The sequence below is a fragment of the Corynebacterium sp. UMB4614 genome (genome assembly GCF_030217065.1).
Classification (GTDB): Bacteria; Actinomycetota; Actinomycetes; order Mycobacteriales; family Mycobacteriaceae; genus Corynebacterium.
The window spans coordinates 20,010-44,234 of record NZ_JASONC010000013.1; the positions used below are offsets into that span (position 1 = coordinate 20,010).

General features: G+C 64.9%; 16 protein-coding genes and 2 pseudogenes. 16 read left to right on the forward strand and 2 right to left on the reverse strand.

Going from position 1 to position 24,225, the window contains the following annotated elements:
* Positions 1-20: 20 nt before the first annotated feature.
* The 4 genes from QP413_RS06735 to ffh all read left to right on the forward strand — a co-directional run bounded on the left by QP413_RS06735 (position 21) and on the right by ffh (position 8,552).
* Positions 21-3,575, forward strand: coding sequence for a hypothetical protein (locus QP413_RS06735; RefSeq protein ID WP_284781237.1), 3,555 nt, complete (start codon positions 21-23; stop codon positions 3,573-3,575).
* 5 nt (positions 3,576-3,580) lie between these two features.
* Positions 3,581-5,263, forward strand: a complete 1,683-nt coding sequence (gene ftsY, locus QP413_RS06740) for a signal recognition particle-docking protein FtsY (protein WP_284781238.1) — start codon at positions 3,581-3,583, stop codon at positions 5,261-5,263.
* A 217-nt stretch (positions 5,264-5,480) separates the two neighbouring features.
* Positions 5,481-6,821, forward strand: coding sequence for an ammonium transporter (locus QP413_RS06745; RefSeq protein WP_284781239.1), 1,341 nt, complete (start codon positions 5,481-5,483; stop codon positions 6,819-6,821).
* A 144-nt stretch (positions 6,822-6,965) separates the two neighbouring features.
* A complete protein-coding gene (gene ffh, locus QP413_RS06750) occupies positions 6,966-8,552 on the forward strand; it encodes a signal recognition particle protein (protein ID WP_284781240.1) in 1,587 nt (528 codons plus the stop codon).
* 78 nt (positions 8,553-8,630) lie between these two features.
* Here the strand turns inward: ffh and QP413_RS06755 are convergent, their stop codons facing one another.
* Positions 8,631-10,223: a protein adenylyltransferase SelO family protein gene (locus QP413_RS06755; protein ID WP_284781241.1), complete on the reverse strand. Its 1,593-nt coding sequence runs from the start codon at positions 10,221-10,223 to the stop codon at positions 8,631-8,633.
* Positions 10,224-10,254: 31 nt separating this feature from the next.
* Between QP413_RS06755 and QP413_RS06760 the strand changes: the two genes are divergently transcribed.
* The 5 genes from QP413_RS06760 (at position 10,255) to trmD (ending at position 15,311) form a co-directional block, all read left to right on the forward strand.
* Complete coding sequence (locus QP413_RS06760; RefSeq protein ID WP_262369298.1) at positions 10,255-11,391, forward strand: hypothetical protein; 1,137 nt, start codon at positions 10,255-10,257, stop codon at positions 11,389-11,391.
* 240 nt (positions 11,392-11,631) lie between these two features.
* Positions 11,632-12,147 carry a 30S ribosomal protein S16 gene (gene rpsP, locus QP413_RS06765; protein ID WP_070758844.1) on the forward strand — a complete coding sequence of 172 codons (516 nt, stop codon included), beginning with the start codon at positions 11,632-11,634 and terminating at the stop codon, positions 12,145-12,147.
* 349 nt (positions 12,148-12,496) lie between these two features.
* The gene (gene gdhA / locus QP413_RS06770) at positions 12,497-13,840 is read left to right on the forward strand and encodes an NADP-specific glutamate dehydrogenase (protein ID WP_148813358.1); all 1,344 of its coding nucleotides are present in this window, start codon (positions 12,497-12,499) and stop codon (positions 13,838-13,840) included.
* An 8-nt stretch (positions 13,841-13,848) separates the two neighbouring features.
* Positions 13,849-14,433, forward strand: a complete 585-nt coding sequence (gene rimM / locus QP413_RS06775) for a ribosome maturation factor RimM (RefSeq protein WP_015381525.1) — start codon at positions 13,849-13,851, stop codon at positions 14,431-14,433.
* Positions 14,430-15,311, forward strand: a complete 882-nt coding sequence (trmD, locus tag QP413_RS06780; protein ID WP_284781243.1) for a tRNA (guanosine(37)-N1)-methyltransferase TrmD — start codon at positions 14,430-14,432, stop codon at positions 15,309-15,311. Before rimM ends, trmD begins: the two co-directional genes overlap by 4 nt.
* Positions 15,312-15,368: 57 nt before the next feature.
* On the opposite strand, the pseudogene QP413_RS06785 reads toward trmD, so the two are convergent.
* Positions 15,369-16,403, reverse strand: a pseudogene (locus tag QP413_RS06785) (GMC oxidoreductase); the annotation flags it as partial.
* On the opposite strand from QP413_RS06785, the pseudogene QP413_RS06790 reads away from it, so the two are divergent.
* From QP413_RS06790 to QP413_RS06820, 7 genes and pseudogenes are all read left to right on the forward strand, one after another.
* A pseudogene (locus QP413_RS06790) lies at positions 16,393-16,713 on the forward strand (aldehyde dehydrogenase family protein); the annotation flags it as partial. The pseudogenes QP413_RS06785 and QP413_RS06790 sit on opposite strands and share 11 nt — an antisense overlap.
* Before the next feature lie 114 nt (positions 16,714-16,827).
* Positions 16,828-19,014, forward strand: a complete 2,187-nt coding sequence (gene betT, locus QP413_RS06795) for a choline BCCT transporter BetT (RefSeq protein ID WP_284781244.1) — start codon at positions 16,828-16,830, stop codon at positions 19,012-19,014.
* An 80-nt stretch (positions 19,015-19,094) separates the two neighbouring features.
* Positions 19,095-21,458, forward strand: a complete 2,364-nt coding sequence (locus QP413_RS06800; protein WP_284781245.1) for a Tex family protein — start codon at positions 19,095-19,097, stop codon at positions 21,456-21,458.
* Between the two features lie 130 nt (positions 21,459-21,588).
* Positions 21,589-21,930 carry a 50S ribosomal protein L19 gene (gene rplS, locus QP413_RS06805; protein ID WP_012360058.1) on the forward strand — a complete coding sequence of 114 codons (342 nt, stop codon included), beginning with the start codon at positions 21,589-21,591 and terminating at the stop codon, positions 21,928-21,930.
* 140 nt (positions 21,931-22,070) lie between these two features.
* Positions 22,071-22,964, forward strand: coding sequence for a signal peptidase I (lepB, locus tag QP413_RS06810; RefSeq protein ID WP_284781246.1), 894 nt, complete (start codon positions 22,071-22,073; stop codon positions 22,962-22,964).
* A 2-nt stretch (positions 22,965-22,966) separates the two neighbouring features.
* On the forward strand, positions 22,967-23,692 hold the full coding sequence (locus QP413_RS06815; protein WP_284781247.1) for a ribonuclease HII: 726 nt from the start codon (positions 22,967-22,969) through the stop codon (positions 23,690-23,692).
* Positions 23,689-23,997 (forward strand): DUF2469 domain-containing protein, encoded by a 309-nt coding sequence (locus tag QP413_RS06820; protein WP_012360061.1) that lies wholly within the window; start codon positions 23,689-23,691, stop codon positions 23,995-23,997. The genes QP413_RS06815 and QP413_RS06820 overlap by 4 nt, the downstream gene beginning before the upstream one ends.
* Positions 23,998-24,225: the final 228 nt, after the last annotated feature.

Genomic DNA, 24,225 nt, shown 5'->3' on the forward strand with positions numbered 1-24,225 from the left:
AGAGGCTAGGATTGGCGGACGTGACTACCAGCCCGATTGCAGACCTGAATGACACGCTCCTTGCCTGGGCCTCCAGCGCCGAGGCGGAACTCGCGACGAAGCTCAAGGACGTCCAGCTTTTTGTGGAGTTGGACATCAATGGTGATGAACTCGAGCGACTCACCCGCTTCTATGGCACCTTTCTAGGCCGCCAGATCGCTGCCGGCGCGGACGATGCCGCGCTGTTGCAGACCTGCCCGGCGCTGACCGCCGCGGTGCTGATCTCGCGCGCCGCGAAGCTCAACGAGGTTCCCCAGGTGGCCGCCGAATTCTGGGCCGGGCTCGGCCTGGAGTCCACCGAGGATCGGGTGGCGCTCATCGAAGGCCATTTCGCGGAGATTCTGCAGGCGGCTGGGCTGGACCCGATGGATGACCTCGCCGGCGGTCCGGACGGTGAGATGGGGCGGCTCTTCGGGCACGTTGGCATCGCCAGCGACTGGACACCGGAGCTCATCGAGCTGATCGATACCCGCCGCATGTCGGGAGAGGCTGCCGAGGACTTGAGCGAGGAGGCAGCGGCGGTCGTCGCTGAGCTTGCGACCCAGCGACTGCAATTAGGGCCGCTGTGCGCGACCTCCCCTGAGCTGGCTCAAAAGTTGATTGAGCCGGTCGTCCGGGTGGTGCACCAGGGGGCCGTGGAAGGGCAGTGGCACCGCGTGCTGCAGAAGAACTCCGTCTTCCCGCTGGTCGCCGAGGAGATCGCGGCGGAGCTGCGGGAGCGCCCCATCGGCACCGTGGATCGCCGCTACACGGTGGGCGTGGCCCACGCGGAGGATCGACCGCGCCTGCGCCTCGATGTGCTGCGCCGCAGGGTGCTGCTGCGCCTGCCGGAGCAGGAGCTGGCAGATAGCCACTTCACCAACCCCGATGAGGTGCGTTGGCGCCTGGACTTCGACGGCAGCCCGTCCGCATTCATCACCAGCAAGGCGGACCGCCCGGGAGCGAAGACCAGCGAGATTTTCGACATTCCGGTGCGCCGGCCCCTGCGTGAGATTTGGGTGCGCAACGTTGCCTCCCGAGAGCAGTGGCAGGTTTCCATGGTCAGCACGGATAATCCCAGCCTGATCTTCACCGAGCGCGGCGGCGACCTGACGGAGATGGCCACCCTGCACCACGCTGCGGTGTGGGTGGTCTGCCCCTCCGACGCTCGCGCGGTGGACCCGGTGAGCGACCAGGAGATCCCGGTACTTGAGGAGCACGAGGTCAAGGCCTGGGAAGGCTGGACAATCCGCCTGCTCGATCTCTCCGAAGCTCTCTCGCTGCATCTTGAGCGCCCGGGGGAGCGCCGTCCGTCGATCGGGAGCGTGCGCGCCGTCGACCCGCGGCAGCGTGTGCGGTTTGTCGAGCCGGGTCAGCCCGTCCCGGGGCTACGCACCCAGTCTGGTCGCCCGATTCTCTCCGAGTCCCTGCTCGTGGAGTTCCCGCCGACCCAGTCGGGAGCGGTCGAGACCTGGTTCTTGACGATCGGTGCCTACGCGGGCCCCGGCGAGTACGGCGACACGGTCGCCGATGAGGAACCCCTTGAGGTTCCGCCGGAGGGCGGGTCCTTCGAGGTCTTCGACCCGGAGGCTTATGACAGCCCATGGGCGGGCGAGTACCTGGTGCGCCTGCGTGGACCGCGTAACGAGTCCTTCCGGCACGAGTACGGACTGGTCGAGGGGCTCAGCACCGACGTCGAAATCGATGGTCCCTCCGCACTGACCCGGCTGCCGCAGGCCGGGGGCCTCAGCCCAACCACGGTGAAGCTGCTCGCCGGTGAGAAGCCCTTCTCCCGCCGGGTGAAAGCCACCGTCGGCCCCGATCAGAAGTACGTCACCACGGTCGTGGAAACCGATGCCGGCGACGCGCTACCGGTTGTGGTGCACCCACCACGGCTGCGCTACCAGCTCACGCTGCGTGGCGAGGAGCCGATGTGGCGCACGGAAGCCGTGCGCACCAGCTCCTCCTGGCTGGACCAGGACACCAAATTCCGCGTCCGCCCCGGCAGCCCCCTGGACCAGCCGCTCGAGCGTCCGAGCCTTGTCATCCGCGACCGCCACGGCGCCCCGGTGCGCACGCTGAAGCTGGAGACGGAGGACAACATCACCTGGTCCGCAGAGTTCGCCGCCGCAGCGTCCTCCCTCGCCGTGCTGTCGCAGGGCAGCTTCGAGCTGGAGTTCATCGACTCCGTGGCCCGCCGCCGCGTCTCCGTCCGACTGGCGAACATCGTCCCGGCACCGACCTGGAATGTGTCCTACGCCGACGGTTCGCTCGTCTTCGACACGGGCGCGGATGCTGACGCCCCCGACCTCGGCTGCTGGAGTGCGTGGGTCTGGCCCGTCACGGCACCGTGGCAGCCCGCCCGTACCGTCACCATCGGTGCCACGGGTGAACCTGTCGAGCTTCCCGCCGAACTGCAGGACGCCGGTCCGCTCGCCGTTCAGCTGTTCGCCCCGGATCGTTTCTCCTTCCTCCGTCCCCCCTCCGGCCCGGGCGAGCGCGCGCAGACCGTCGAGGCCGAGGGCTACTTCGGGCGAGGGGAGGACACCCCGTGGTCGCACCTGTCTGCTTTCCTTGTCGGTCAGGCCGAGCAGGCCCCGTCTGACCCGGAGATTCTGCCGACCCTGTGGGACGTGCAGGCCGGTTGGCTGCAGAAGCGCGCCCAGGTGCCGCCTGCGCTCTCTCAGCGGGTGCGCGAGGCGCTGACCCACGATGCGCGCGCGTCGGTGCACGCGATGGGGCGATCTCTGGTCGCCACCGCGGATCGCCCGGCGCAGTTCATCGCCTCCGGCCTGGTGCATTCCTCCTTCGACGTCACCCAGGAGGAGCTGATGAGCCCCGCGGAGCAGAAACGGGACGAGATCGGCACCCCATGGATCCACGCCCTGGACATCCTGGGCGCGATCGCGCGGCTGGACGAGGATGACGCCGAGCAGCTGCCGAGCATCAAGGCGCTGAAGAAGCAGCTGGCAGCCACCGCCGGTGAGGGGGCCGTCAAGACCCTGGAGATGGGGCACGACCGATCCCTGGAGAACTCCTGCATCGACGCCACCACCGTCCAGATCGCGCACATGAACGAGGATCAGCAGAAGGCAGTGCTCGCCATGTTCTTCGGCGACGCCGGTCTGGTCCCGGGTGCGATTTCGGACGAGAACAGCCGACTCATCGCCGTATTCGATACCTTCACCCACCGTGTGGCGCTTTCCGAGCTTCTCGGGGATCCGACATTGATGACGACGGCGGTGGCGGTGCTGCGCCGGATCAAGTCCGCGAACCGCCAGCTGTACCTGTCCGCGCGGGTGCGTTTCGAGCGCCTCGACGGGGTGGATACCGATGATCCGCAGAACCGCTGGGCACTGGCGCCGGTGATCTCCATGGTCTTCGCACTGGCCACGCGCATGCACGCGCACGGCCACCTGCCGACCCTGGGCAAGCTGCCGCAGGCCTATGAGGGCTGGGCGAAGATGGCCCAGCTGGTTCCAGACCTCGTGACCGGCGATGTGGTCCTCGCCGATGCGATGGTTCTCGGTGTGTTCGGGCCAAATCTGAAAGACTAGGGATTATGAACGTTTTCATCTGGGTACTCATTGGCCTGGTGGTGCTGGCCACCATCGTGGCGATCGTCGTGGTGGCGGGCCTGCGCCGCAACAAGTCCAAGCAGATCTCCTTCGAGAAGAGTCCGGAGATCGAGAAGAAACCGTCTTCGGGCGACTACCAGGCCAAGGGTGGGTTTAACTTCACCTCTGGCGGGGAATCCCCGGCGCCGACCTCGGAGGATGCAGGCCGCCCGACGATGGATATCGGCGGGGTGAGCGTCCCGGCTCCCTTCGAGAAGGAGAAGGAGGCTCAGCCGCGAGGCGAGGCTCCTGCGGAGTCTTCTGAGAAGCCGGCACCGGCGAAGGCTGAGCCAGAGCAGCCTGCGGCTGAGAAGGACGAAGCGGAAAAGGTCGAACCGGAAGAGCCGGCATCCGTCGCACCCGAGGAAAAGAAGCCGGTTCCACCAGCAGCGCCCGCTGCCCCGGCAGCCCCTGCCGCCGAGCAGGAGAAGCCGGTCGCGGAGAAGGCAGCCGACGAGCCGCAGGGCGAGCAGGCTGGAAGCGAGAAGCCGGTCACGGCCGAGCCTGCCCCGAAACAGGAGACCACCGCACCGGCTGACGTCCCGGCTGCGCCGGCCGCGACCCCGGAGGCGCCTGCCGCGGAGAAGGAAACCGGACAAGACGACGGGACCGTCGCTGCGACAACGGCTGAGGATGAGCCCGTAGACGCGGTTGAGGACGCCACCACCCCGGCAGAGAAGCAGGAGGCCGCCCGCACCCAGGAGATCGCGCCAGTTGAGGGGCGCCTGGGCAAGCTGCGTGGTCGCATGGCGAAGTCCCAGAACGTCATCGGTCGCGGCGTGCTCGGCATTCTCAGTGCAGGCGACCTGGATGAGGATGCCTGGGAGGAAATCGAGGACACGCTGCTCATGGCGGACCTTGGTGCCGACACCACGATGAAGGTCGTGGACTCCCTGCGCGAGCGCATCGCCTCCCAAGGCGTGGAGAGCGAGGAACAGGCGCGCGCGATGCTGCGCGAGGTGCTCATCGAGGCCGGCAAGCCGGAGCTGGACCGCTCCATCAAGGCGATGCCTTATGAGGGCAAGCCGGGCGTGATCATGGTTGTTGGCGTGAACGGTACGGGCAAGACCACCACGACCGGCAAGCTCTCCCGCGTGCTCGTCGGCATGGGCAAGCACGTGGTGCTGGGTGCTGCCGATACCTTCCGCGCGGCCGCTGCCGACCAGCTGGAGACCTGGGGCAACCGGGTGGGCGCCCGCACCGTCCGCGGCAAGGAGGGCGCGGATCCGGCGTCCGTGGCCTTCGACTCGGTGAGCCAGGGCATGGACGAGCAGGCGGACGTCGTCCTCGTGGATACCGCAGGTCGACTGCACACCTCCGTTGGTCTGATGGACCAGCTCGGCAAGGTCAAGCGCGTCGTGGAGAAGCGCGCCCGCGTGGACGAGGTGCTGCTCGTGCTGGATGCCACGGTGGGGCAGAACGGGCTGATGCAGGCCCGCGTGTTCCGCGATGTCGTGGACATCACTGGTGTGGTGCTGACCAAGCTGGACGGCACGGCTAAGGGCGGCATCGTCTTCCAGGTACAGGAAGAGCTCGGCGTGCCGGTCAAGCTCGTCGGCCTCGGCGAGGGAGCGGACGACCTCGCACCATTTGAGGTGGAGAGCTTCGTGGACGCGCTCCTGGGATAAAAAGAGCTTTTCAGCCCAGTTTTGGGGCTTTTAGCGGCGGAACCTCGTAACGGGTTCTGCCGCTTTTTTCGTATTTTTCTCTGTTTTTGCGCTGTCGCATAGTGATAAATTTATTTTCTGTAATCACGATCAACTGATTACAAGAACACTTTGCAACTGGTTTGTCGATTGAAAGAAATGGACGCCTGATCGTATCGACTGTTAAGGATTCCCAACCATGGCTTCTCAAGAATTGGCCACTTCACCAGGCAATATAGCCTGGATGCTCATCAGCGCGGCCCTCGTGCTGCTGATGACCCCAGCACTCGCGTTGTTCTACGGCGGCATGTCCCGCCAGAAGTCCGCGATCAACATGATGATGATGTTCTTCGGGGCAATGGCCGTCGCGGGCGTGATGTTCGTGATCTGCGGCTGGTCCATGGCCTACGGCACCCACTCCATTGCCGGCATCTTCGCTAATCCGACCGAGTTCTTCGGTCTCGCGCACAGTATCTTCGACGCTTCCGGGAATCCTCTCATCGACGCGCACGGCATGCCGAACGCCGTCAACGTCCTGTTTCAGATGACCTTTGCCATGATCGCCACCGCGATCATCTCCGGCTCGCTGGCCAACAGGGTGAAGATCCACACCTGGCTGATCTTCACCGCAGTATGGGTCGTCCTGGTTTATGCGCCGATGGCCCACATGGTCTGGGGCGGCGGACTCCTCGGCGAGGGAGCCAACAGCCTGTCCGCGTGGCTCTTCGGGGCCCATGTGGAAGGCTCCGAGACTATCGCGAATATTGCCCCCATCGACTTCGCAGGCGGCACGGTCATCCACATCAACGCCGGGGTGGCTGGCCTCGTGCTGGCACTCATCATCGGCAAGTCCCAGAGTTTCATGAAGGAGCCGGATACCCCGCACAACCTGCCACTAGTGATGCTGGGTGCAGCACTGCTGTGGTTTGGTTGGTTCGGTTTTAACGGTGGCTCCGCTATGGCTGCCGACGGCAGCGCGGCACTGGCCTGCTTGAACACCTGTGTTGCGGTTTGTGCCGCGATGCTGGGATGGATGGTCAGCGAAAAGATCCGAACAGGCTACGTCACCTCCCTGGGCACGGCTTCCGGCGTGGTCGCCGGCCTGGTCGTCATCACTCCGGGGGCGGGGGATATGTCCCCGCTGACCTCGATGCTCGCCGGTGTCGTCGGCGGCGTACTGGCTTCTTTTAGCATCTCGCTGAAGTACCGCCTCGGCTTTGACGATTCCCTGGACGTCGTTGGTCTGCACCTCGTCGCTGGGTTGTGGGGGACCATCGCCCCAGGCTTGTTCGCCACCGACCGCGGGCTGCTCACCGGTGGTGGGATGGACGGCGTCAAGCTGCTCGCAGTTCAGGTACTCATCGCCGTCATTGCCGCTGCTTTTGGTGCCGTGCTCACCGCCGTGATCGCGTTGCTCCTTAAGCACACCCTCGGCTGGCGAATTAGCGCCGAGGAGGAGAACACGGGCATCGATGTGACGCACCACCGCGAACGGGCCTATCACGCGCTCGTCGATGCGGCGGTCGCTCAGCGGGAGTAGCCCCGCAACTGACTCTCACACGCCCGGTCGTTGCCGGACAACGCCCCCGCCGCGCTAAGGTGGCAGGGATAACTACTTAACGTTGTTCGCCCCGACCGGGCGTTGAGACGTTTTCAGCGATCGTATTAAGGGAGACACGAGAACGTGTTTGAGTCACTTTCAGACCGGCTATCAGGTGCCCTCAAGGGGCTGCGTGGCAAGGGCCGCCTCACTGAGCAGGACATCAACACCACCGCACGCGAAATCCGTCTCGCGCTGCTCGAGGCGGACGTCTCCCTGCCCGTCGTGCGCGCCTTCATCAAGCGCATCAAGGAGCGCGCCAACGGCGTCATCGTCTCCGAGGCGCTGAACCCGGCCCAGCAGGTCATCAAGATCGTCGACGAGGAGCTCAAGGAGATCCTCGGTGGCGAGACGCGCCGCCTGACCCTGGCCAAGCACCCGCCGACCGTCATCATGCTCGCCGGTCTGCAGGGTGCGGGTAAGACCACCCTGGCCGGTAAGCTCGCCCGCTACCTGTCTACGCAGGGCCACACCCCGATGCTGGTGGCCTGTGACCTCCAGCGCCCGGGCGCGGTGCAGCAGCTGCAGATCGTCGGTGAGCGCGCTGGTGTGACCACCTTCGCCCCGGACCCGGGCACCAGCCTGGAATCTCACGACCACGAGATGGGCACCTCCACGGGCGACCCGGTCGAGGTCGCCGAGAAGGGTATCGAGGAGGCCTACCGCACCCAGCACGACATCGTCATCATCGATACCGCAGGCCGCCTCGGCATCGACGAGACGCTGATGACGCAGGCGCGCAACATCCGCGACGCCGTTGAGCCCGACGAGGTGCTCTTCGTCATCGACGCCATGACTGGTCAGGACGCCGTGACGACCGCCGAGGCCTTCCGCGACGGCGTTGACTTCACCGGTGTGGTCTTGACCAAGCTGGACGGCGACGCCCGCGGTGGTGCCGCACTGTCCATTCGTGAGGTCACCGGCAAGCCGATTCTGTTCGCCTCCACGGGTGAGAAGCTCGAGGATTTCGATGTCTTCCACCCGGACCGCATGGCCTCCCGCATCCTGGGCATGGGTGACGTCCTCACCCTGATCGAGCAGGCCGAGCAGGTCGTGGACCAGGAGAAGGCCATGAGCTCTGCCGAGCGCATGGCATCCGGCGAGCTGACGCTGGAGGACTTCCTCGAGCAGATGATGATGATCCGAAAGATGGGTCCGCTCGGCAATATCCTGAAGATGCTGCCTGGCGGCTCCCAGATGTCCCAGCTCGCGGACATGGTCGACGAGAAGCAACTGGACCGCATTCAGGCCATCATCCGAGGTATGACCCCGGCGGAGCGCAACGACCCGAAGATCCTGAACGCCTCCCGCCGCAAGCGCATTGCTGCCGGTTCCGGCGTCCAGGTCTCCGAGGTCAACCAGCTGGTCGAGCGCTTCTTCGAGGCGAAGAAGATGATGGGCCGCATGGCCGGTCAGTTCGGCATGCCCGGTGGGCGTTCTGCGACGAAGAAGCAGAAGAACCACCGCAAGGGCAAGGGGAAGAAGGGCCGTAACAAGAACCGTCGTTCCCCGCAGCGCATGAACCGTCAGGGCATGCCGGGGATGCCGGGGATGCCAGGCATGGGTGGCGGAATGCCGTCGATGAAGGAACTCAAGGCGCTGCAGGACCAGCTGCCCCCGGGCATGGAGGGCATCGATGTGGAGAAGATGTTCGGCGGAGGCAAGAAATAACCTCCACCCGCTCCGCGTCAGCACGTCGCGGCTGGGGAGTGCCGCCAGTGTTTCCTGCTGGCGGCTAGCGGCTGGCGGCTAGGTGCCGCACACGGTGCGGAAACCCGTTGGGGAGGGGGTGGGCTTCTCCCAGCGCTCCAGGCCCACGCGGCGGGTGAAGGGGGCGCGCAGAGCGTCCCACAGCTGATCGAAGGGGGCGTAGTCGCCGCCGAGGGCCGCTGCCAGGGCCTCCTCGACGTGGGCGTTGCGGGGGTAATACACCGGGTTGGTGCGGGCCATGAGCTCTCTATCGGGTTGTGCACCCGACCACTGCTCACGCCAGTGCGAGAGATCGCGCAGTGCAGCGCGGTTATCGCCCAGCGCGCCGTTGGCTGACCACGTGTCGTGCCACGCTTGGCTACCGAGCCCTGCCGGGTTGGCATCGGTGTCGGTGAGCTGGCGCAGGACCTGCGCTACATCGAGCTGATGCTCCTCGGCCAACACCTGGAACTCGCTCAGCACGTGTTGGTGGGAAGGCTGCTGCGCGTCGAGGCCGAGTGCGTCGGCGAATTCCGCATCGAGCGCGTGCCGGTAGATCGCCGAATACTCATCCAGAACGTCTTGCGCCGCGGCCACCGCGCTGCGATTCGCTTCGGCCGAGTCCATGCCCGGCGCTGGGGTGAGCAGCGGCAGCATCGCCTCGGCCAAGCGTGCCAGGTTCCAGCCACCGATAGCAGGCTGATTGCCGAAGGCATAGCGGCCGTGGGCGTCGATCGAGCTGAACACGGCCTGCGGGTCGAAGCGATCCAGGAAGGCCGCGGGGCCGTAGTCCAGCGTGAAGCCACCGATGGCGGTGTTATCCGTGTTCATCACCCCGTGGACGAATCCGAGCCGCATCCACTGCGCGATCAGCCGGGCCTGCGCTGCCGCGACATGCCGGTACAGCTCCAGGTAGCGCTCCGGGGCCGAAAGCTCGGCGAGTTCAGGGAAGTGGCGCTGGATTGCCATGTCTGCCACCCGCCTCAGTAGGCCCGAGGCGTTCTCCGGGTCCCGCATGCGCGCTGCCTGAAAGGTCCCGACCCTTAGGTGGCTGGTGGCGACCCGGACGATGGCCGCTGCTGGCTCGGTGCGGTGTCGACGCACCGCCTCGCCGGTGCTGAGCACCGCGAGGCTCCGGGCGGTAGGAACGCCCGCGGCATGCATAAACTCACTGAGCAGGAACTCGCGCAACGCTGCCGTCAGTGGCGCCTTGCCGTCCGAGCCGAGACGCGAGTACGCGGTGGTGCCCGCACCCTTGACGTGAAGGTCCAGCAGTTTTTTGGTGTCGGGGGTGCGACGCTCACCCAGCAGGACGGCACGCCCGTCGCCCATCTGCGGGTTGAAGCTGCCGAACTGGTGGCCGGTGTAGAACTGGGCGACTGGGCGAGCCTCGGAATCAGTTCCGCGACCGAGCAGAAACTGCACGCCAGCGGGGGAGCCGAGCCAGTCAGCATTCAGGCCCAGCTCGGCTGCCAGGGGTTCGTTCAGCACGAGGATCCGTGCCCCAGGTAGTGGGGTGGCAGGCTCATAAGGCGCGGTGAGCTCCGGAAGCTGGTGGGCGAAGTTGTATTCGAGCGTCGGCGAACCCGTGGCGCCGTCATGGGGGTGATGGCCACTGGGTGCCGCGGCCTCGCTGGAGTTTCGGAAACACATAGTGCCCACGGTATCGGCTTATGATGACCGGGTGATTCGTGAAACGTTAAAGATCGCCTTCGCCTTCGTCGGTGTGATCGTGGGCGCTGGGTTCGCCTCTGGCCAGGAGGTCATGCAGTACTTCGTGGGCTTCGGCCTCGACGGCCTGTGGGGCGTGGGCCTATCCGCCCTGGTGGTCTGCTCGATGGCGCTGATCATCCTGCAGCTGGCCTCCTACTTCCAGGCCAAGGAGCACGGCGAGGTCTTCGACCGCGTCTCCCACCCGGTGCTTGCGCGAGTGCTCGATATCGGAGTGAGCCTGACCCTGTTCGCCACCGGCTTCATTATGTTCGCTGGTGCCGGCTCCAACCTGAACCAGCAGTGGGGTCTGGAGACCTGGATCGGCGGGGTCCTCATGGTGCTGCTGATCCTCGGCGCAGGCCGGTTGGACGTCGACCGGGTGACCACGATGATCGGAGCTGCAACTCCCTTCATCTTCGGTTTCATCGGCCTGGCCAGCCTGTACGTGATCTTCTTCGTCGACCACCCGCCGCTCGCGGAGCTGGACGCTGAGGCGCTGGCCATCGGTTCCCCACTGCCGCACTGGTCTATCGCCGCGGTGAACTACGTGGGATTCAACCTGATGGTCGCGGTGTCCATGGCGGTCGTCATCGGCGGGCAGATGTTCAACCCCAGGCTCGCGGGACGAGGCGGGTTCTTGGGAGGCGTGATCCTTTCTCTGATGATGGCGATCAGTACCATCACGCTGTTCCTCGCGGTCCGCGAGGTGGGGCACGACGACCTGCCGATGCTGAGCCTTATCGTGCATATTCACCCGGCTCTGGGGCACATCATGGCGGTCGTCATTTACGCGATGATTTTCAATACCGCGCTCGGAATGTTTTACGCGCTGGCCCGCCGCATGAGCGCCTCCCGACCGGAGTATTTCTATCGCTATTACCTGGGAACAGTGGTGGTGGGCTTCGTGCTCTCCTTTGCGGGCTTCAAGAATCTGATCGGCTGGATCTACCCGGTGTTGGGGTACATGGGTCTGCTGCTCATCGCGGTGATGACATTCGCTTGGGTTCGGCGCTATAAGCAGATCGCCCAGGAAGCTGACCGCCGCCTGCGCCTGGTGGACCTGTGGCGGGCCGGCCGGGAAGGCGAGCCCGCCGGTGATGCGCAGTAGCGCTGCAACTTAAGCGATAGCACTCCCGGGTTTGGGTTTCCTGGCGCAGATGGCTAATATGGTTCGGGTTGTGGCTACGGCGGTTGTGCTGTGGCCATGCCATGCGAACGCCCTGCGGTATACCGATCCCGACCACGGTCGGCCGGTAGTCACCCGCAGGATAAACATCAAGGGTTGAACCGGTTTCCCATCAAGGGGAAGCGACAAGAACTGCCCAGTGACCAGAAAAGGAGCCACATCATGGCTGTCAAGATCAAGCTTCAGCGCGTTGGTAAGATCCGCACCCCGCAGTACCGCGTGGTCGTCCAGGACGCTCGTGCCCGCCGCGGCGGTGCCGTCATCGAGAACCTGGGTATCTACCAGCCGGCAAACCAGCCTTCCGTCATCGACATCAACTCCGAGCGTGCTCAGTACTGGATCGGCGTTGGCGCTCAGCCGACCGACACCGCACTGGCACTGCTGAAGCTGACCGGTGACTGGCAGAAGGCCAAGGGCCTCGAGGGTGGCGAGAACACCGTGAAGCCGCAGCCGGAGAAGAAGTCCAAGCTGGACATCTTCAACGAGGCGCTGGCTGAGGCTGCCGAGGGGCCGACCGCTGAGGCCATCACCGAGAAGCGTCGCAAGGCGAAGGAAGAGGCCGAGGCTAAGGCTGCTGCTGAGGCAGAGGCCGCCGAGAAGGCAGAGGCTGAGGCAGCTGAGAAGGCTGAGGAAGAGGCTGAGGCTGCAGAGGAGTCCGAGGAGGCTTCCGCCGAGTAATCATTGCCCCCTTTGGGGTGTGATTTCCTCATAACGGGGAGTCGCTGCGCACAAGCGTGGTGGCTCCCCGCTGTTCTTTATCTGATCGTTGGCTGGCGGGGGCACCCGAGGTGAGGGGTGCCCCCAGCGGGGTGGTTCCGCGTTCCGATTGACGAAAAAGGCGCCCCGAGTGGTGTAATCAAGATCTCACAAAACCTTGGGCAATTAAATAATTATTGTTCAACAAGTTCTTGTGGGATCGGGTGCATCGTGACCAGCGTTGCTTAGCTCCGACCCAGTGTTCGGTCTGACCACGCAGTGGAATATGATGTACATCACGTGAGATTTAGCATCCGTAGAGGAGAAACCGGTGGACGTTGATAAGACCGTCAATCAGTACTACGAACAGATCCTGAAGCGAAATGCAGGCGAACCGGAGTTCCATCAGGCCGTCGCAGAAGTTCTGCAGTCGCTGAAGTACGTTCTGCACAAGGACGAGCACTACGCGCAGGATGGGCTCATCGAGCGCATGTGCGAGCCAGAGCGCCAGATCATCTTCCGCGTGCCCTGGATCGACGACAACGGCAAGGTGCAGGTCAACCGCGGCTTCCGCGTGCAGTTCAACTCGGTGCTGGGCCCTTACAAGGGCGGTCTGCGTTTCCACCCTTCGGTGAACCTGGGCATCATCAAGTTCCTCGGTTTCGAGCAGATCTTTAAGAACTCCCTGACCGGTCTGCCGATCGGCGGCGGTAAGGGCGGTTCCGACTTCGATCCGAAGGGCCGCTCCGATCACGAGATCATGCGCTTCTGCCAGTCCTTCATGACCGAGCTGCACCGCCACATCGGTAAGGACACGGACGTCCCGGCTGGCGACATCGGCGTCGGTGGCCGCGAAATCGGCTACCTCTTCGGCCAGTTCCGCCGCATGAACAACCGCCACGAGTCCGGCGTGCTGACCGGCAAGGGCCTGAACTGGGGTGGCTCCCTGGTCCGCAAGGAGGCCACCGGTTACGGTGCCGTGTACTTCGTCCAGGAAATGATGATGGCCGAGAAGGAGCGCCTCAACGGCGCCCGCGTCATCGTTTCCGGCTCCGGCAATGTCGCGATCTACGCGATGGAGAAGGCTCAGGAACTCGGCGCCACCGTCGTGGCGTTCTCCGACTCCTCCGGCTACGTCTCCACCCCAGACGGCGTGGATCTCGAGCTGCTGCACCAGATCAAGGAGGTCGAGCGCGGCCGTGTGTCCGACTACGCCAAGCGCATCGACGGCGTGACCTTCCACGAGAAGGGCAACATCTGGGAGGTCGAGGCTGACGTCGCCCTTCCATGCGCCACCCAAAACGAGCTCGATGGCGACTCCGCGGTCATCCTGGCCGATAACGGCTGCCGCTTCGTGGCAGAGGGCGCGAACATGCCGAGCACCCCGGAAGCCATCAGCGTCTTCCGCAAGCGCGGCATCCACTTCGGCCCGGGCAAGGCCGCCAACGCCGGTGGTGTGGCGACCTCCGCTCTGGAGATGCAGCAGAACGCCTCCCGTGACTCCTGGTCCTTCGAGTACACGGACAAGCGCCTCCGCGACATCATGCACCGCATCTTCCGCACCGCCCAGCGTGCGGCCGCAGAGTTCGATGCCGAGGGCGATTACATCATCGGCGCCAACATCGCGGGCTTCCGCAAGGTGGCAGATGCAATGCTGGCGCAGGGAGTGATTTAATAGCCTGCATGCCAGATTTGCAGATTGGTCGAGTCATCAAGCCCCACGGCGTGAAGGGGGAGGTCGTGGTGGATCCGTCGACCGACCACGTGACGGAGCGCTTCGCCATCGGCGAGGCGCTTCGCGCCGTTCAAACGGGTAAAGAACGCCAGCTCACGGTCGCCGGTCTACGCCGTCACCAGAACCGCCTTCTCGTCACTTTCGAGGAGGTCCGGGACCGCGACGAGGCCGAGTCCCTGCGCGGGGCACGGTTCATGGCAGCGCCGCTGCAGGATGATTCCGACGACGGCTACTACGACCACGAGCTCATTGGCCTGCGGGTGCTCAACGTCGGGGCCGTGGACGCCGATACCGCCAATCGCCGTGCCTACGAGGGGGAGCAGCCCGAGCCCGTGGACATTGGCGAGGTCACCGGGGTCAGCCACGGCCCGGCCGGAGCCACCCTCGAGGTCGCCGTGGACGCAGATGTGGACCTGCCTACCGCGGGCTCCACGATCCTCATCCCGTTCAAGCTGGCGATTGTGCCCATCGTGGACCTCGACAATGAGGCCCTCGTCGTCACCCCACCGGAAGGGCTGCTGGAGCTGGCATGAGACTCGACGTTGTCACGATCTTCCCCGAGTACCTCGACCCGCTGCGCCACGCGCTGCTGGGTAAGGCCATCGAATCCGGCCGCCTCGAGGTTGGTGTGCACGACCTGCGGCAGTGGGCTACCGATCGCCACAAGTCCGTCGACGACACCCCCTATGGCGGTGGGCCCGGCATGGTGATGAAGCCCAGCGTATGGGGGGCCGCCCTCGATGACGTCATCGCGGGCACCGGACCCGCAGCCACCGCACGCGACCTCGAGACCTCCCTGGCCCACAAGAAGCTGGCACCCCTCGACGATCCTGCTCCGGCGGGTGGGGGAGAAGCGAAGGACGACGGCGACGGAGACGGTAACACCGCACCGCGCGGCCCCGTGGTCGTCGTCCCCACGCCCGCGGGCGCACCCTTCACGCAGGAGATGGCGGCCCGGTGGTCCAAGGAGGAGCACCTCGTCTTTGCTTGCGGCCGCTACGAGGGCATCGACCAGCGAGTCGTTGACGACGCTGCCCGCAACTACCGCGTCGAGGAGGTCAGCATCGGCGACTATGTGCTCATCGGCGGGGAGGTCGCCGTCCTCGTCATGGCAGAGGCCGTTGTTCGGTTGATTCCCGGTGTGCTCGGTAACCAGGCTAGCCACGAGGAGGACAGCTTCCAGGACGGGCTGCTCGAAGGCCCCGCCTATACCAAGCCACGGCAGTGGCGGGGGTTGGATGTCCCGGAGGTGCTCTTCAGCGGCAATCACGGTCTCGTTGACCGCTGGCGCCGCGAGCAGGCCTTGCTGCGGACACAACAACGCCGCCCGGAGCTCATTGAGAAGCTCCGAGCGGCGGGTGGGCTGAGCGCGGCGGACGAGCAAGTGCTCGACGCTCACCGCGAAGCCTAAGCGGCTGTCAACCACGCGGGCACCGGGCGGGCGCTTGGCCGCGCCCGGTGGTGGTATTTACCAGTCCGCGCCGTCGATGGCCTTGGTGTGATCGCGGACCTGCTCACCCTCAGCGTAGAGCGGCATGTCCTTCTTCGCCTGGTAGAACGGCACGTTGATCGGTGCCTCCGGCTTGCGGCCGCGGATCAGGTCTGCGGCCTTCTCGGCCAGCATCAGGACCGGGGAGTAGATGTTGCCGTTGGTGACGATCGGCATGGCCGATGCATCGACGACGTACAGGCCCTCCACGCCGTGGACCTGCATGCTCTCCGGGTCCACGACGGCCATCTCGTCGTCGGCGGAGCCCATCTTGGCGGTGCAGGATGGGTGCAGTGCGGTTTCGGCGTCGTTGCGCACCCACTCCAGGGTCTCCTCGTCGGTCTGAACGGCATCACCCGGGGAGATCTCGCCGTCGGTGAACTCGCGCATGGCATCGGTGTCCAGCAGCTCGCGGGACACCTTGATGGCCTCGACCCACTCGCGGCGATCCTGCTCGGTCTTCAGGTAGTTGAAGAGGATCTCCGGCTTCTCGTGCGGGTCGGTGCTCTTGATCTTCACGTGGCCGGAGGTATCGGAGTACATCGGGCCGACGTGGAACTGGAAGCCGTGCTCACCCTCCGGCTGGCTACCGTCGTAGCGGATGGCCATTGGGAGGAAGTGGAACATGAGGTTCGGGTAGTCCTCGTTCTCATTGGAGCGAGCGAAGCCGCCGGCCTCGAAGTGGGAGCTAGCAACCGGGCCGCGGCGGGTCAGCAGCCACTGCAGGCCGATGATCGGGCGCATCCACATCTTGTAGTACGGCTGGGAGCTGACCGGCTGGGTGCAGTTGTACTGGACATAAACCTCCAGGTGGTCCTGCAGGTTCTGGCCCACGCCCGGCAGGTGCTTGCGCACGTCGATGCCCAGGGAGCTCAGGTGCTCCTTATCGCCGATTCCGGAGAGCTGCAGCAGCTGCGGGGTGTTGAACGCGCCGCCGCACAGGATCACCTTGTCCGCGTACACGCGACGGGTCTTGCCCTTCCAGGTGTACTCCGCGCCGATGGCCTTCGGTCCGGTCGTCACGGTGGAGACCTTCCGCACCGAGGATGAGGCTGTCGCGATCGCCAATGACACGGAGTACGGCCTCGCCGGCGCCGTGTGGACCAGCGACGCCGGTAAGGCGGAGCGAGTCACTGCGCGCCTGCGTCACGGCACGATCTGGATCAACGACTTCCACCCGTACCTGCCGCAGGCAGAATGGGTCGGCATGAAGCAGTCGGGCAACGGCCGGGAGCTGGGACCGACCGGCCTGGCTGAATACCAGGAGCAGAAGCACGTCTACCACAACATCGCGCCTGCGGTGACCGGCTGGTTCCAAGGCTAAGTCTCTGCCCAGAACCTCAAAGGCTCCTGCGGGAAACCTGAGACTCCACTAGGGTGGAGGAGTGGTATAGCGCACATTTGTGGCTGACCAAAGGTTTTCTCCAAGGAGTCAGGAATGGCAGATTCTGCACGCACAGCGGCGGGGAGCGAGGCTCCAGCCAAGGAAAAGGGTGCCTCCCGCATCCGAACCTTGCTTGGCAAGCCCGCACCCGCCGAAGCAAAAATGAAAAAGGGTGACGAGGCCAACTGGCCCGTCATTGTCACGACGCTCGTGGTCACGGTCGCCGTCGCTATTTGGGCGGCCGCCGGGGCCGAGAGCTTCGACAAGATCGTCGGCGGCACGGCCAGCTGGCTGACCGGAAACTTCGGCTGGCTATACGTCGCCGTCGTGGCGATCACTCTGATCTTCATGATCTGGCTGGCCGCCTCCAAGGCCGGCAATATTCGGCTGGGACCCGATCACTCCCGCCCCCAATACTCCCTCTTCTCTTGGTCCGCGATGCTCTTCGCTGCGGGTATTGGCATTGGAATCCTGTTCTACTCCGTCGCCGAGCCGCTGGCGCAGTACGCTAATCCGCCGGTTGGTCCGGGCGAGACCGAGGAGGCGATGAAGGAGGCCGTGCTGTGGACTCTGTTCCACTACGGCATCTCCGGCTGGGGGCTCTACGCCCTGATGGGCCTGGCCTTCGGCTACTACGCCTACCGCCTCAATATGCCGCTGGCGATTCGTAGCGCCCTGTATCCGCTGATCGGTAAGCGAATCCACGGACCCATCGGCGATGCGGTCGATATCGCCGCCCTGCTGGGCACCGTCTTCGGCGTTGCTGCCTCGCTGGGTATCGGCGTGGTGCAGCTGAACTTCGGCCTGAACCTCGTCTTCGACCTGCCAGAGGGCAAGGCTATGCAGATCGCGCTGGTGGTGCTGGCTGTCGCTGCGGCCACGCTCTCCGCAGTATCTGGCGTGGATAAGGGCATTAAGCGCCTCTCGGAGTGGAACGTCTACCTCGCCGTCGCGCTGCTCGTCATCGTCGTCGCTGGTGGCCGCACCGGCTGGCTCTTCGACTCCCTCGTGAAGAATATGGGTGACTACCTGACCACCCTGCCACGCTGGACCTTCGAAACCTTCTCCTACACGACCACCCCGGCCTCCACCCAAGAGTGGATGGCCAACTGGACCCTGTTCTTCTGGGCCTGGTGGGTGGCCTGGGCGCCGTTCGTCGGCCTGTTCCTGGCCCGCATTTCCCGCGGCCGCACCTTCCGCCAGTTCATCGTCGGCACCCTGCTGGTTCCGTTCCTGTTCCTGGCGCTGTGGGCATCCTTCTTGGGCAACATGGCCCTCGACCGCGTCGTTAACAACGGCGACCGCGACCTGCTGGAGCAGACCGTTAACTCACCGGAACGCGGTTTCTACATGGTGCTGGAAGGCCTGCCGTGGCCGACGCTGGCGCTGGTGCTGGCGATGATCGTCGGCCTGCTGTTCTTCGTCACCTCCGCGGACTCCGGTGCGCTGGTGATGGCGAAGTTCTCCTCCCGCACCACCGACCCGGCAGCCGATGGCGCGGTCTGGCTCCGCGTGCTGTGGGCTGTGGCCGTCGCTGTGCTGACGGTCGCGATGCTGCAGGTCGACGGCATCGGCACCCTGCAGATGGCGACATTGATCATGGGACTGCCGTTCATGATCGTGGTCTTCCTCATCATGGCCGGCCTGGTGCTCTCAGTCAGACAAGAGGTCCTACAGATGGACTCCCGTGCAGTCGCCCTGCACGGGGCGATCTCCGGGCGCACGGATAGCCAGCATGGTGATTGGCGCACCCGCGTGGAGCGCGCCGGCACGTGGCCGACCGCCGAACAGTCGCAGTCCTTCATCATGGAGGTCGCCAAGCCGGCTCTGAAGGACGTCACCGAGGAGCTGATGAACAATGGCCACGAGGCAACGTTGACCACGGTGGCTGACAAGCACACCGGTATCAACCAGCTCGACCTGTTCGTCACCTTCAAGGGCGATCCGGACTTCCGCTACCAGCTCTACCCAATCGAGGAGCGCCTGCCGAAGTTCGCCCGCCGAGGCAGCCACGGCGCGAATTACTACCGCGTCGAGGTCTTCGGTATCAACGGCTCCCTGGGCTATGACGTCTTCGGCTACACCCGCGAGCAACTCATCGCGAACGTGCTGGACCTGTTTGAACGGCACATGGAGTACCTGCACATGCAGCGGAACCAGCCGGGCGAGACCGACCTCTCGGCCTACAACACCGAGATCCCGGAGTGGCAGGAGGACTTCGGCGACAACCACGCCGACTAATAAGCGTCTTGCGCCAGCACAGGCTCGCTCCGGGTGAACCTGGTGCAAACCGGCACAGCCCGGCACCTACAATGGCTTAAATGATCGCAGAGATTTTAGCCGAGGAACTAGGTGCCGGGCTGTCGCACGTCCAGGCCACCATCGCCCTGCTCGACGAGGGCAATACGGTTCCCTTTATCGCCCGCTACCGCAAAGAAATCACTGGCGGGATGGATGATTCCCAGATCCGCCAGCTGGACACCCGCCTGAATTACCTGCGGGAGCTGGAGGAGCGTAAGGAAACTATTCTCAAGGCCATCGAGGAGCAGGGCAAGCTGACCGACCAACTTGCCGCCGAGATCCGCGCCGTGCAGACGAAGTCCCGCCTCGAGGACCTCTACCTGCCCTATAAGAAAACTCGGAAGACCAAGGCCACCATCGCCCGCGACGCTGGGTTGGAGCCACTCGCGGACACGCTGCTGGCCCCGGGGGTCGCCGAAGACCCGGCAAGCATCGCCGAGGGCTACCTCTGCGAGGGATTCGAGGACACCAAGGCAGCACTGGCCGGGGCACGCGCCATCGTCGTCGAGCGAATCGCCACGGACGCGGACCTGGTTGGCGAAGTCCGTGAGGAGTTCTTCAACCGAGGTGTCGCCGAGGTCGGCGTCGTCGATGGGAAAGAAACAGAAGGGGTGAAGTACCGGGACTACTTCGACTTCTCCGAGCCACTCGACAAGCTTCCCAGCCACCGCATCCTCGCCATCCTGCGTGGCGAGAGTGAGGGCGTGCTCCACGTGAACCTCACGGGAGGGGAGGAGGACGAGTTCTACCAGGGAATCATCGCCGACAGGTTGGATCTCGGCCCGCAGGGGGATACGGCCGATAAATTCCGCGCCGAGTGCGTCCGCTTCGGCTGGCGCACCAAGCTCGCCGTCAGCTCCGCCGTGGATGCCCGGGTGAAGTTGAAGGAGCGGGCGGACGCCTCCGCCGTGGACGTCTTCGCGAAGAACCTGCGTGACCTCCTGCTCGCCGCACCCGCCGGCCAACGGGCCACCCTGGGGCTAGACCCTGGCTACCGTAACGGTGTGAAGTGCGCGGTCGTGGACGCCACCGGCAAGGTGGTGGACACGATCATCGTCTACCCGCACTCCGGGGCCGCGAAGTGGGAACAGGCTCGTACCCAGCTTGCGGGTCTGGTTGCCGAGCACGGCGTCGAACTGCTCGCGGTGGGTAACGGGACGGCCAGCCGCGAGACCGAGAAGCTCGCCCGGGAGATTGCCGATCTCATCGCCGAGGCCGGCGGGAAGCGCCCGACTCCGGTCATCGTCAGCGAGGCCGGGGCATCCGTCTACTCTGCCTCCGAGGTTGCGTCGCGGGAGTTCCCGGACATGGATGTCTCCCTGCGTGGCGCGGTCTCGATCGCCCGGCGCCTGCAGGATCCGTTGGCCGAGCTGGTGAAGATCGACCCGAAGTCCATCGGGGTGGGGCAGTACCAGCACGACGTGAATCAGACGTGGCTGACCCACTCCCTGGACTCGGTGGTCGAGGATGCCGTGAACTCGGTCGGGGTGGACGTCAACTCCGCCAGTGCCGAGCTGCTCGAACGGGTCGCGGGAATCACGAAATCCGTGGCAGAGAATATCGTCACGCACAGGCACGACAACGGTGCCTTTCGCTCCCGCAAGGAACTGCTGAAGGTGCCGCGCCTGGGCCCACGCGCCTTCGAACAGTCCGCCGGCTTCCTCCGCATTCATGACGGGGAGGACCCGCTGGACGCCTCCGCCGTCCACCCCGAGGCCTACACTCTGGTGCGCGCCATCACGGAGGACACCGGGGTGGCGGTGCCACAACTGATCGGCAACTCCGCGGTGCTGACGAAGCTGCGACCGGAGGATTACGCAAACGAGACTTTCGGTGTGCCGACGGTGCGCGACGTGCTCGCAGAGCTGGATAAGCCAGGCCGTGACCCACGCCCGAGCTTCAAGACTGCGAGCCTGGCCGAGGGGGTGGAGAAGGTCTCCGACGTGCGCCCCGGCATGGTGCTGGAGGGCACGGTGACCAATGTGGCCGCCTTCGGCGCCTTCGTCGATATCGGAGTGCACCAGGACGGCCTCGTCCACGTCTCAGCGATGGCCGACCGATTCGTCCAGGACCCCCACGAGGTGGTCCACTCCGGTCAGGTCGTCAAGGTGAAGGTGATGGACGTCGACGTGGACCGACAGCGCATCGGCCTGAGCCTGCGCCTGAGCGACGAGCCAGGTGGTGACCAGGGGTCCGGCTCCGGTCGGGCAGGTCGCCGCGGGGAGGCAGGAGAGAGGAATTCCCGGGCTGGCCGGGGACGCAGTCGTGGTGGACAGCGTGGCGACAATCGTGGTGGTTCCCGTGGCAAGCGGGGTGGACAGCGCGGCGGCGGTTCAACAGCCGGTGGCGCAATGGCCGCTGCTCTCAAGCAGGCCGGCTTCTAACTGGTTTGGTTTCTGCCGAATCGGCTGGCATACTATCCGAGTTAACTATGTTCCGGGTACGAACCCGTAGGCGCGATGAGCATCGAAAAGCCGCGAGGATCCTCTATCCAGGCAAGCAAAGGATTAATCCATGCATATTCTTGACAAGGTCGATGCAGCACAGCTGCGCGACGATATCCCAGAGTTCCGCGCAGGTGACACCGTTGACGTGCACCTGAAGGTCATCGAGGGCAGCAAGTCCCGCGTGCAGGTCTTCCGTGGCGTTGTGATCAAGCGCCAGGGCTCCGGCATCCGCGAGACCTTCACCGTCCGCAAGGTCTCCTTCGGCATCGGCGTGGAGCGCACCATCCCAGTGCACTCCCCGAACATCGACAAGCTCGAGGTTCTGTCCCGCGGTAAGGTCCGTCGCGCGAAGCTGTACTACCTGCGCGATCGCCACGGCAAGGCAGCCAAGATCAAGGAGAAGCGCTAATCTGCGCCACCGCACATTGTGCGCGTGAGAGGGGAACGGAAGTCACTTCCGTTCCCCTTTTTTCTTGCCTGACTGAGGTGGTGACCCGGGGAATGGAACGTCCCAGTGCCGCAGGTGGCCGCCTGGTAGTCTGAACCCTTGTGACTACCGATCCCAAGAAGCACCAGCCCAACCCCGACGCAGCAGCCCCGCATGCAGGCGGCGCTGCACCTCAGCAGGCGGCAGGTCAAACCGCTGCGCAGCCGGGGGATGGGACAGCACGTGCGGGGGAGGGCACGGTAACCGAGAATCACAAGACCGCCGACACGTCGCAGGCAAAGGCCAAGGAGAAGAAGACCTACCCGTGGTGGGTGGAGATGCCCATCATCCTGGTTGCCACCATGCTGATTCTTGGCATGTTCAATATCTTCGTCGGCAGGCTCTACCTGATCCCGTCCGAATCCATGGAGCCCACCCTGCACGGCTGCGAGGGGTGCACGAATGACCGGATCTTCGTCAATAAGCTCGCCTACCTCGGTGGTAAAGAGCCGAAGCCGGGGGACGTCGTCGTCTTTGTCGGTGAGGACTCCTGGAACACGACCTACGTCTCCCAGCGTTCGGACAATGGGCTGATCAAGGGGCTGCAGAACGCCGGCAGCATGATCGGCATCATTGCCCCGGATGAAAACGCCCTGGTCAAGCGAGTCATCGCCACCGGTGGGCAGACTGTCCAGTGCCGCCCCGGCGACCCCGGCGTGATGGTCGACGGCAAGAAGGTGGACGATTCCTACACGATGAACCCGTTGGTGAACCCGGTGGACCCGGCAACCGGCTCCGATGCCTGCCAGGGAGAGTACTTCGGCCCCATCACCGTGCCGGATGACCACCTGTGGCTGATGGGCGACAACCGCACCAACTCCCTGGACTCCCGCGGCCACGTGGGCGACGAGCACCAGGGCACCATCCCGGTGGAGAACGTGGTGGGTAAGGTCTCCGCGCGCGTGCTGCCGATCGACCGCATCGGCGGGGTCGCTCACCTGGATATCCAGCAGTAGCCATGGCGCGTCCCACCCCACAGTCGGCAGCACGCGCCCGCGGCGCCGAGCTGGTGCAGCAGGCGCTCTCCGAGGGCTATAGCTTCGTCGACGACTACCTGCGATTCCACGGGTTTACCCACGTGGCCGGGGTGGACGAGGCCGGTCGCGGTGCCTGCTGCGGCCCCATCACCATCGCCTCCTGCGTCCTGCCTGATCACGACGTTCCCGAGATGGAGGGACTCAACGACTCCAAGAAGCTCACCCCGCGCCGCCGCGAGAAGCTCTTCGACGCCATCACTGAGCACGCGGTGGCCTATAAGATCGTCCATATACCCGCCGCCGAGATCGACCAGAAGGGGATCCAGTACGCCAACATCAACGGCATGTACCGCGCCGTTGCGGGGCTATCCGTGGAGCCAGACGTGGTCCTCACCGACGCGGTGCACCTGCCGGAGCTTGCGTGCGAGCACGCGCCCCTGGTCAAGGGGGATGCGTTGTCCCCGGCGATCAGCGCCGCGAGCATTCTGGCGAAGGTGTCCCGGGACCGCCTGATGGTGGAGATGGACGGGCAGTATCCGGACTATGGCTTGGCCGGCCACAAGGGTTACGGCACGGCGAAGCACATGGCTGCGGTGCGCCTCCATGGTGGCTGCCCGGAACACCGTTACACTTACTCTAATGTCGCCACCGCACATGCCGAGTGGGCGAGCACACAACCGCGTGAGGAAGGACATCCTGGCCAGTGAGCGCTGAAGAGCTAGACGACTACGAGGCAAACGTTGAGCTGTCGATGTACCGCGAGTATCGCGACGTCGTGAGCCAGTTCTCCTATGTCGTGGAAACCGAGCGCCGGTTCTACCTAGCCAACGCGGTGGAACTCACGCCCCGCAACTCCGGTGGCGAGGTCTACTACGAGATCCGGATGTCGGACGCCTGGGTATGGGACATGTACCGCCCGGCCCGCTTCGTTCGCTACGTCCGCGTGATCACCTACAAGGACGTCAACATCGAGGAACTCGACAAGCCCGAGCTGCAGCTGCCGGAGCACTAGCCCGGTACCTCCCGCGGGCTTCCTGCTCCGTTTGCCCCGCTGTTATCCACACCCCAGCGCCTATCCACAGGCTCCTGGGGTTTTCTTCTTCCAGCTTTCTTTTCAGGACGTCAACGCCCTGGCCACCGTGCTTGGCTAGCCTCACACGCTGCCCTGGTACGACAGCTGCGTGGGCAGGGCATGGGTGAAGGAATTTTCCACGCGCAGCGGAAGACAACGACAGCGAGG

Excerpts from the sequence above, each read along its gene's own strand:
- QP413_RS06745 (WP_284781239.1), top strand. The coding sequence starts at position 5,481 with ATGGCTTCTCAAGAATTGGCCACTTCACCAGGCAATATAGCCTGGATG.
- rpsP (WP_070758844.1), top strand. The coding sequence starts at position 11,632 with ATGGCTGTCAAGATCAAGCTTCAGCGCGTTGGTAAGATCCGCACCCCG.
- QP413_RS06755 (WP_284781241.1), bottom strand. The coding sequence starts at position 10,223 with ATGTGTTTCCGAAACTCCAGCGAGGCCGCGGCACCCAGTGGCCATCAC.
- ftsY (WP_284781238.1), top strand. The coding sequence starts at position 3,581 with ATGAACGTTTTCATCTGGGTACTCATTGGCCTGGTGGTGCTGGCCACC.
- rplS (WP_012360058.1), top strand. The coding sequence starts at position 21,589 with ATGCATATTCTTGACAAGGTCGATGCAGCACAGCTGCGCGACGATATC.
- QP413_RS06800 (WP_284781245.1), top strand. The coding sequence starts at position 19,095 with ATGATCGCAGAGATTTTAGCCGAGGAACTAGGTGCCGGGCTGTCGCAC.
- rimM (WP_015381525.1), top strand. The coding sequence starts at position 13,849 with ATGCCAGATTTGCAGATTGGTCGAGTCATCAAGCCCCACGGCGTGAAG.
- betT (WP_284781244.1), top strand. The coding sequence starts at position 16,828 with ATGGCAGATTCTGCACGCACAGCGGCGGGGAGCGAGGCTCCAGCCAAG.
- QP413_RS06815 (WP_284781247.1), top strand. The coding sequence starts at position 22,967 with ATGGCGCGTCCCACCCCACAGTCGGCAGCACGCGCCCGCGGCGCCGAG.
- trmD (WP_284781243.1), top strand. The coding sequence starts at position 14,430 with ATGAGACTCGACGTTGTCACGATCTTCCCCGAGTACCTCGACCCGCTG.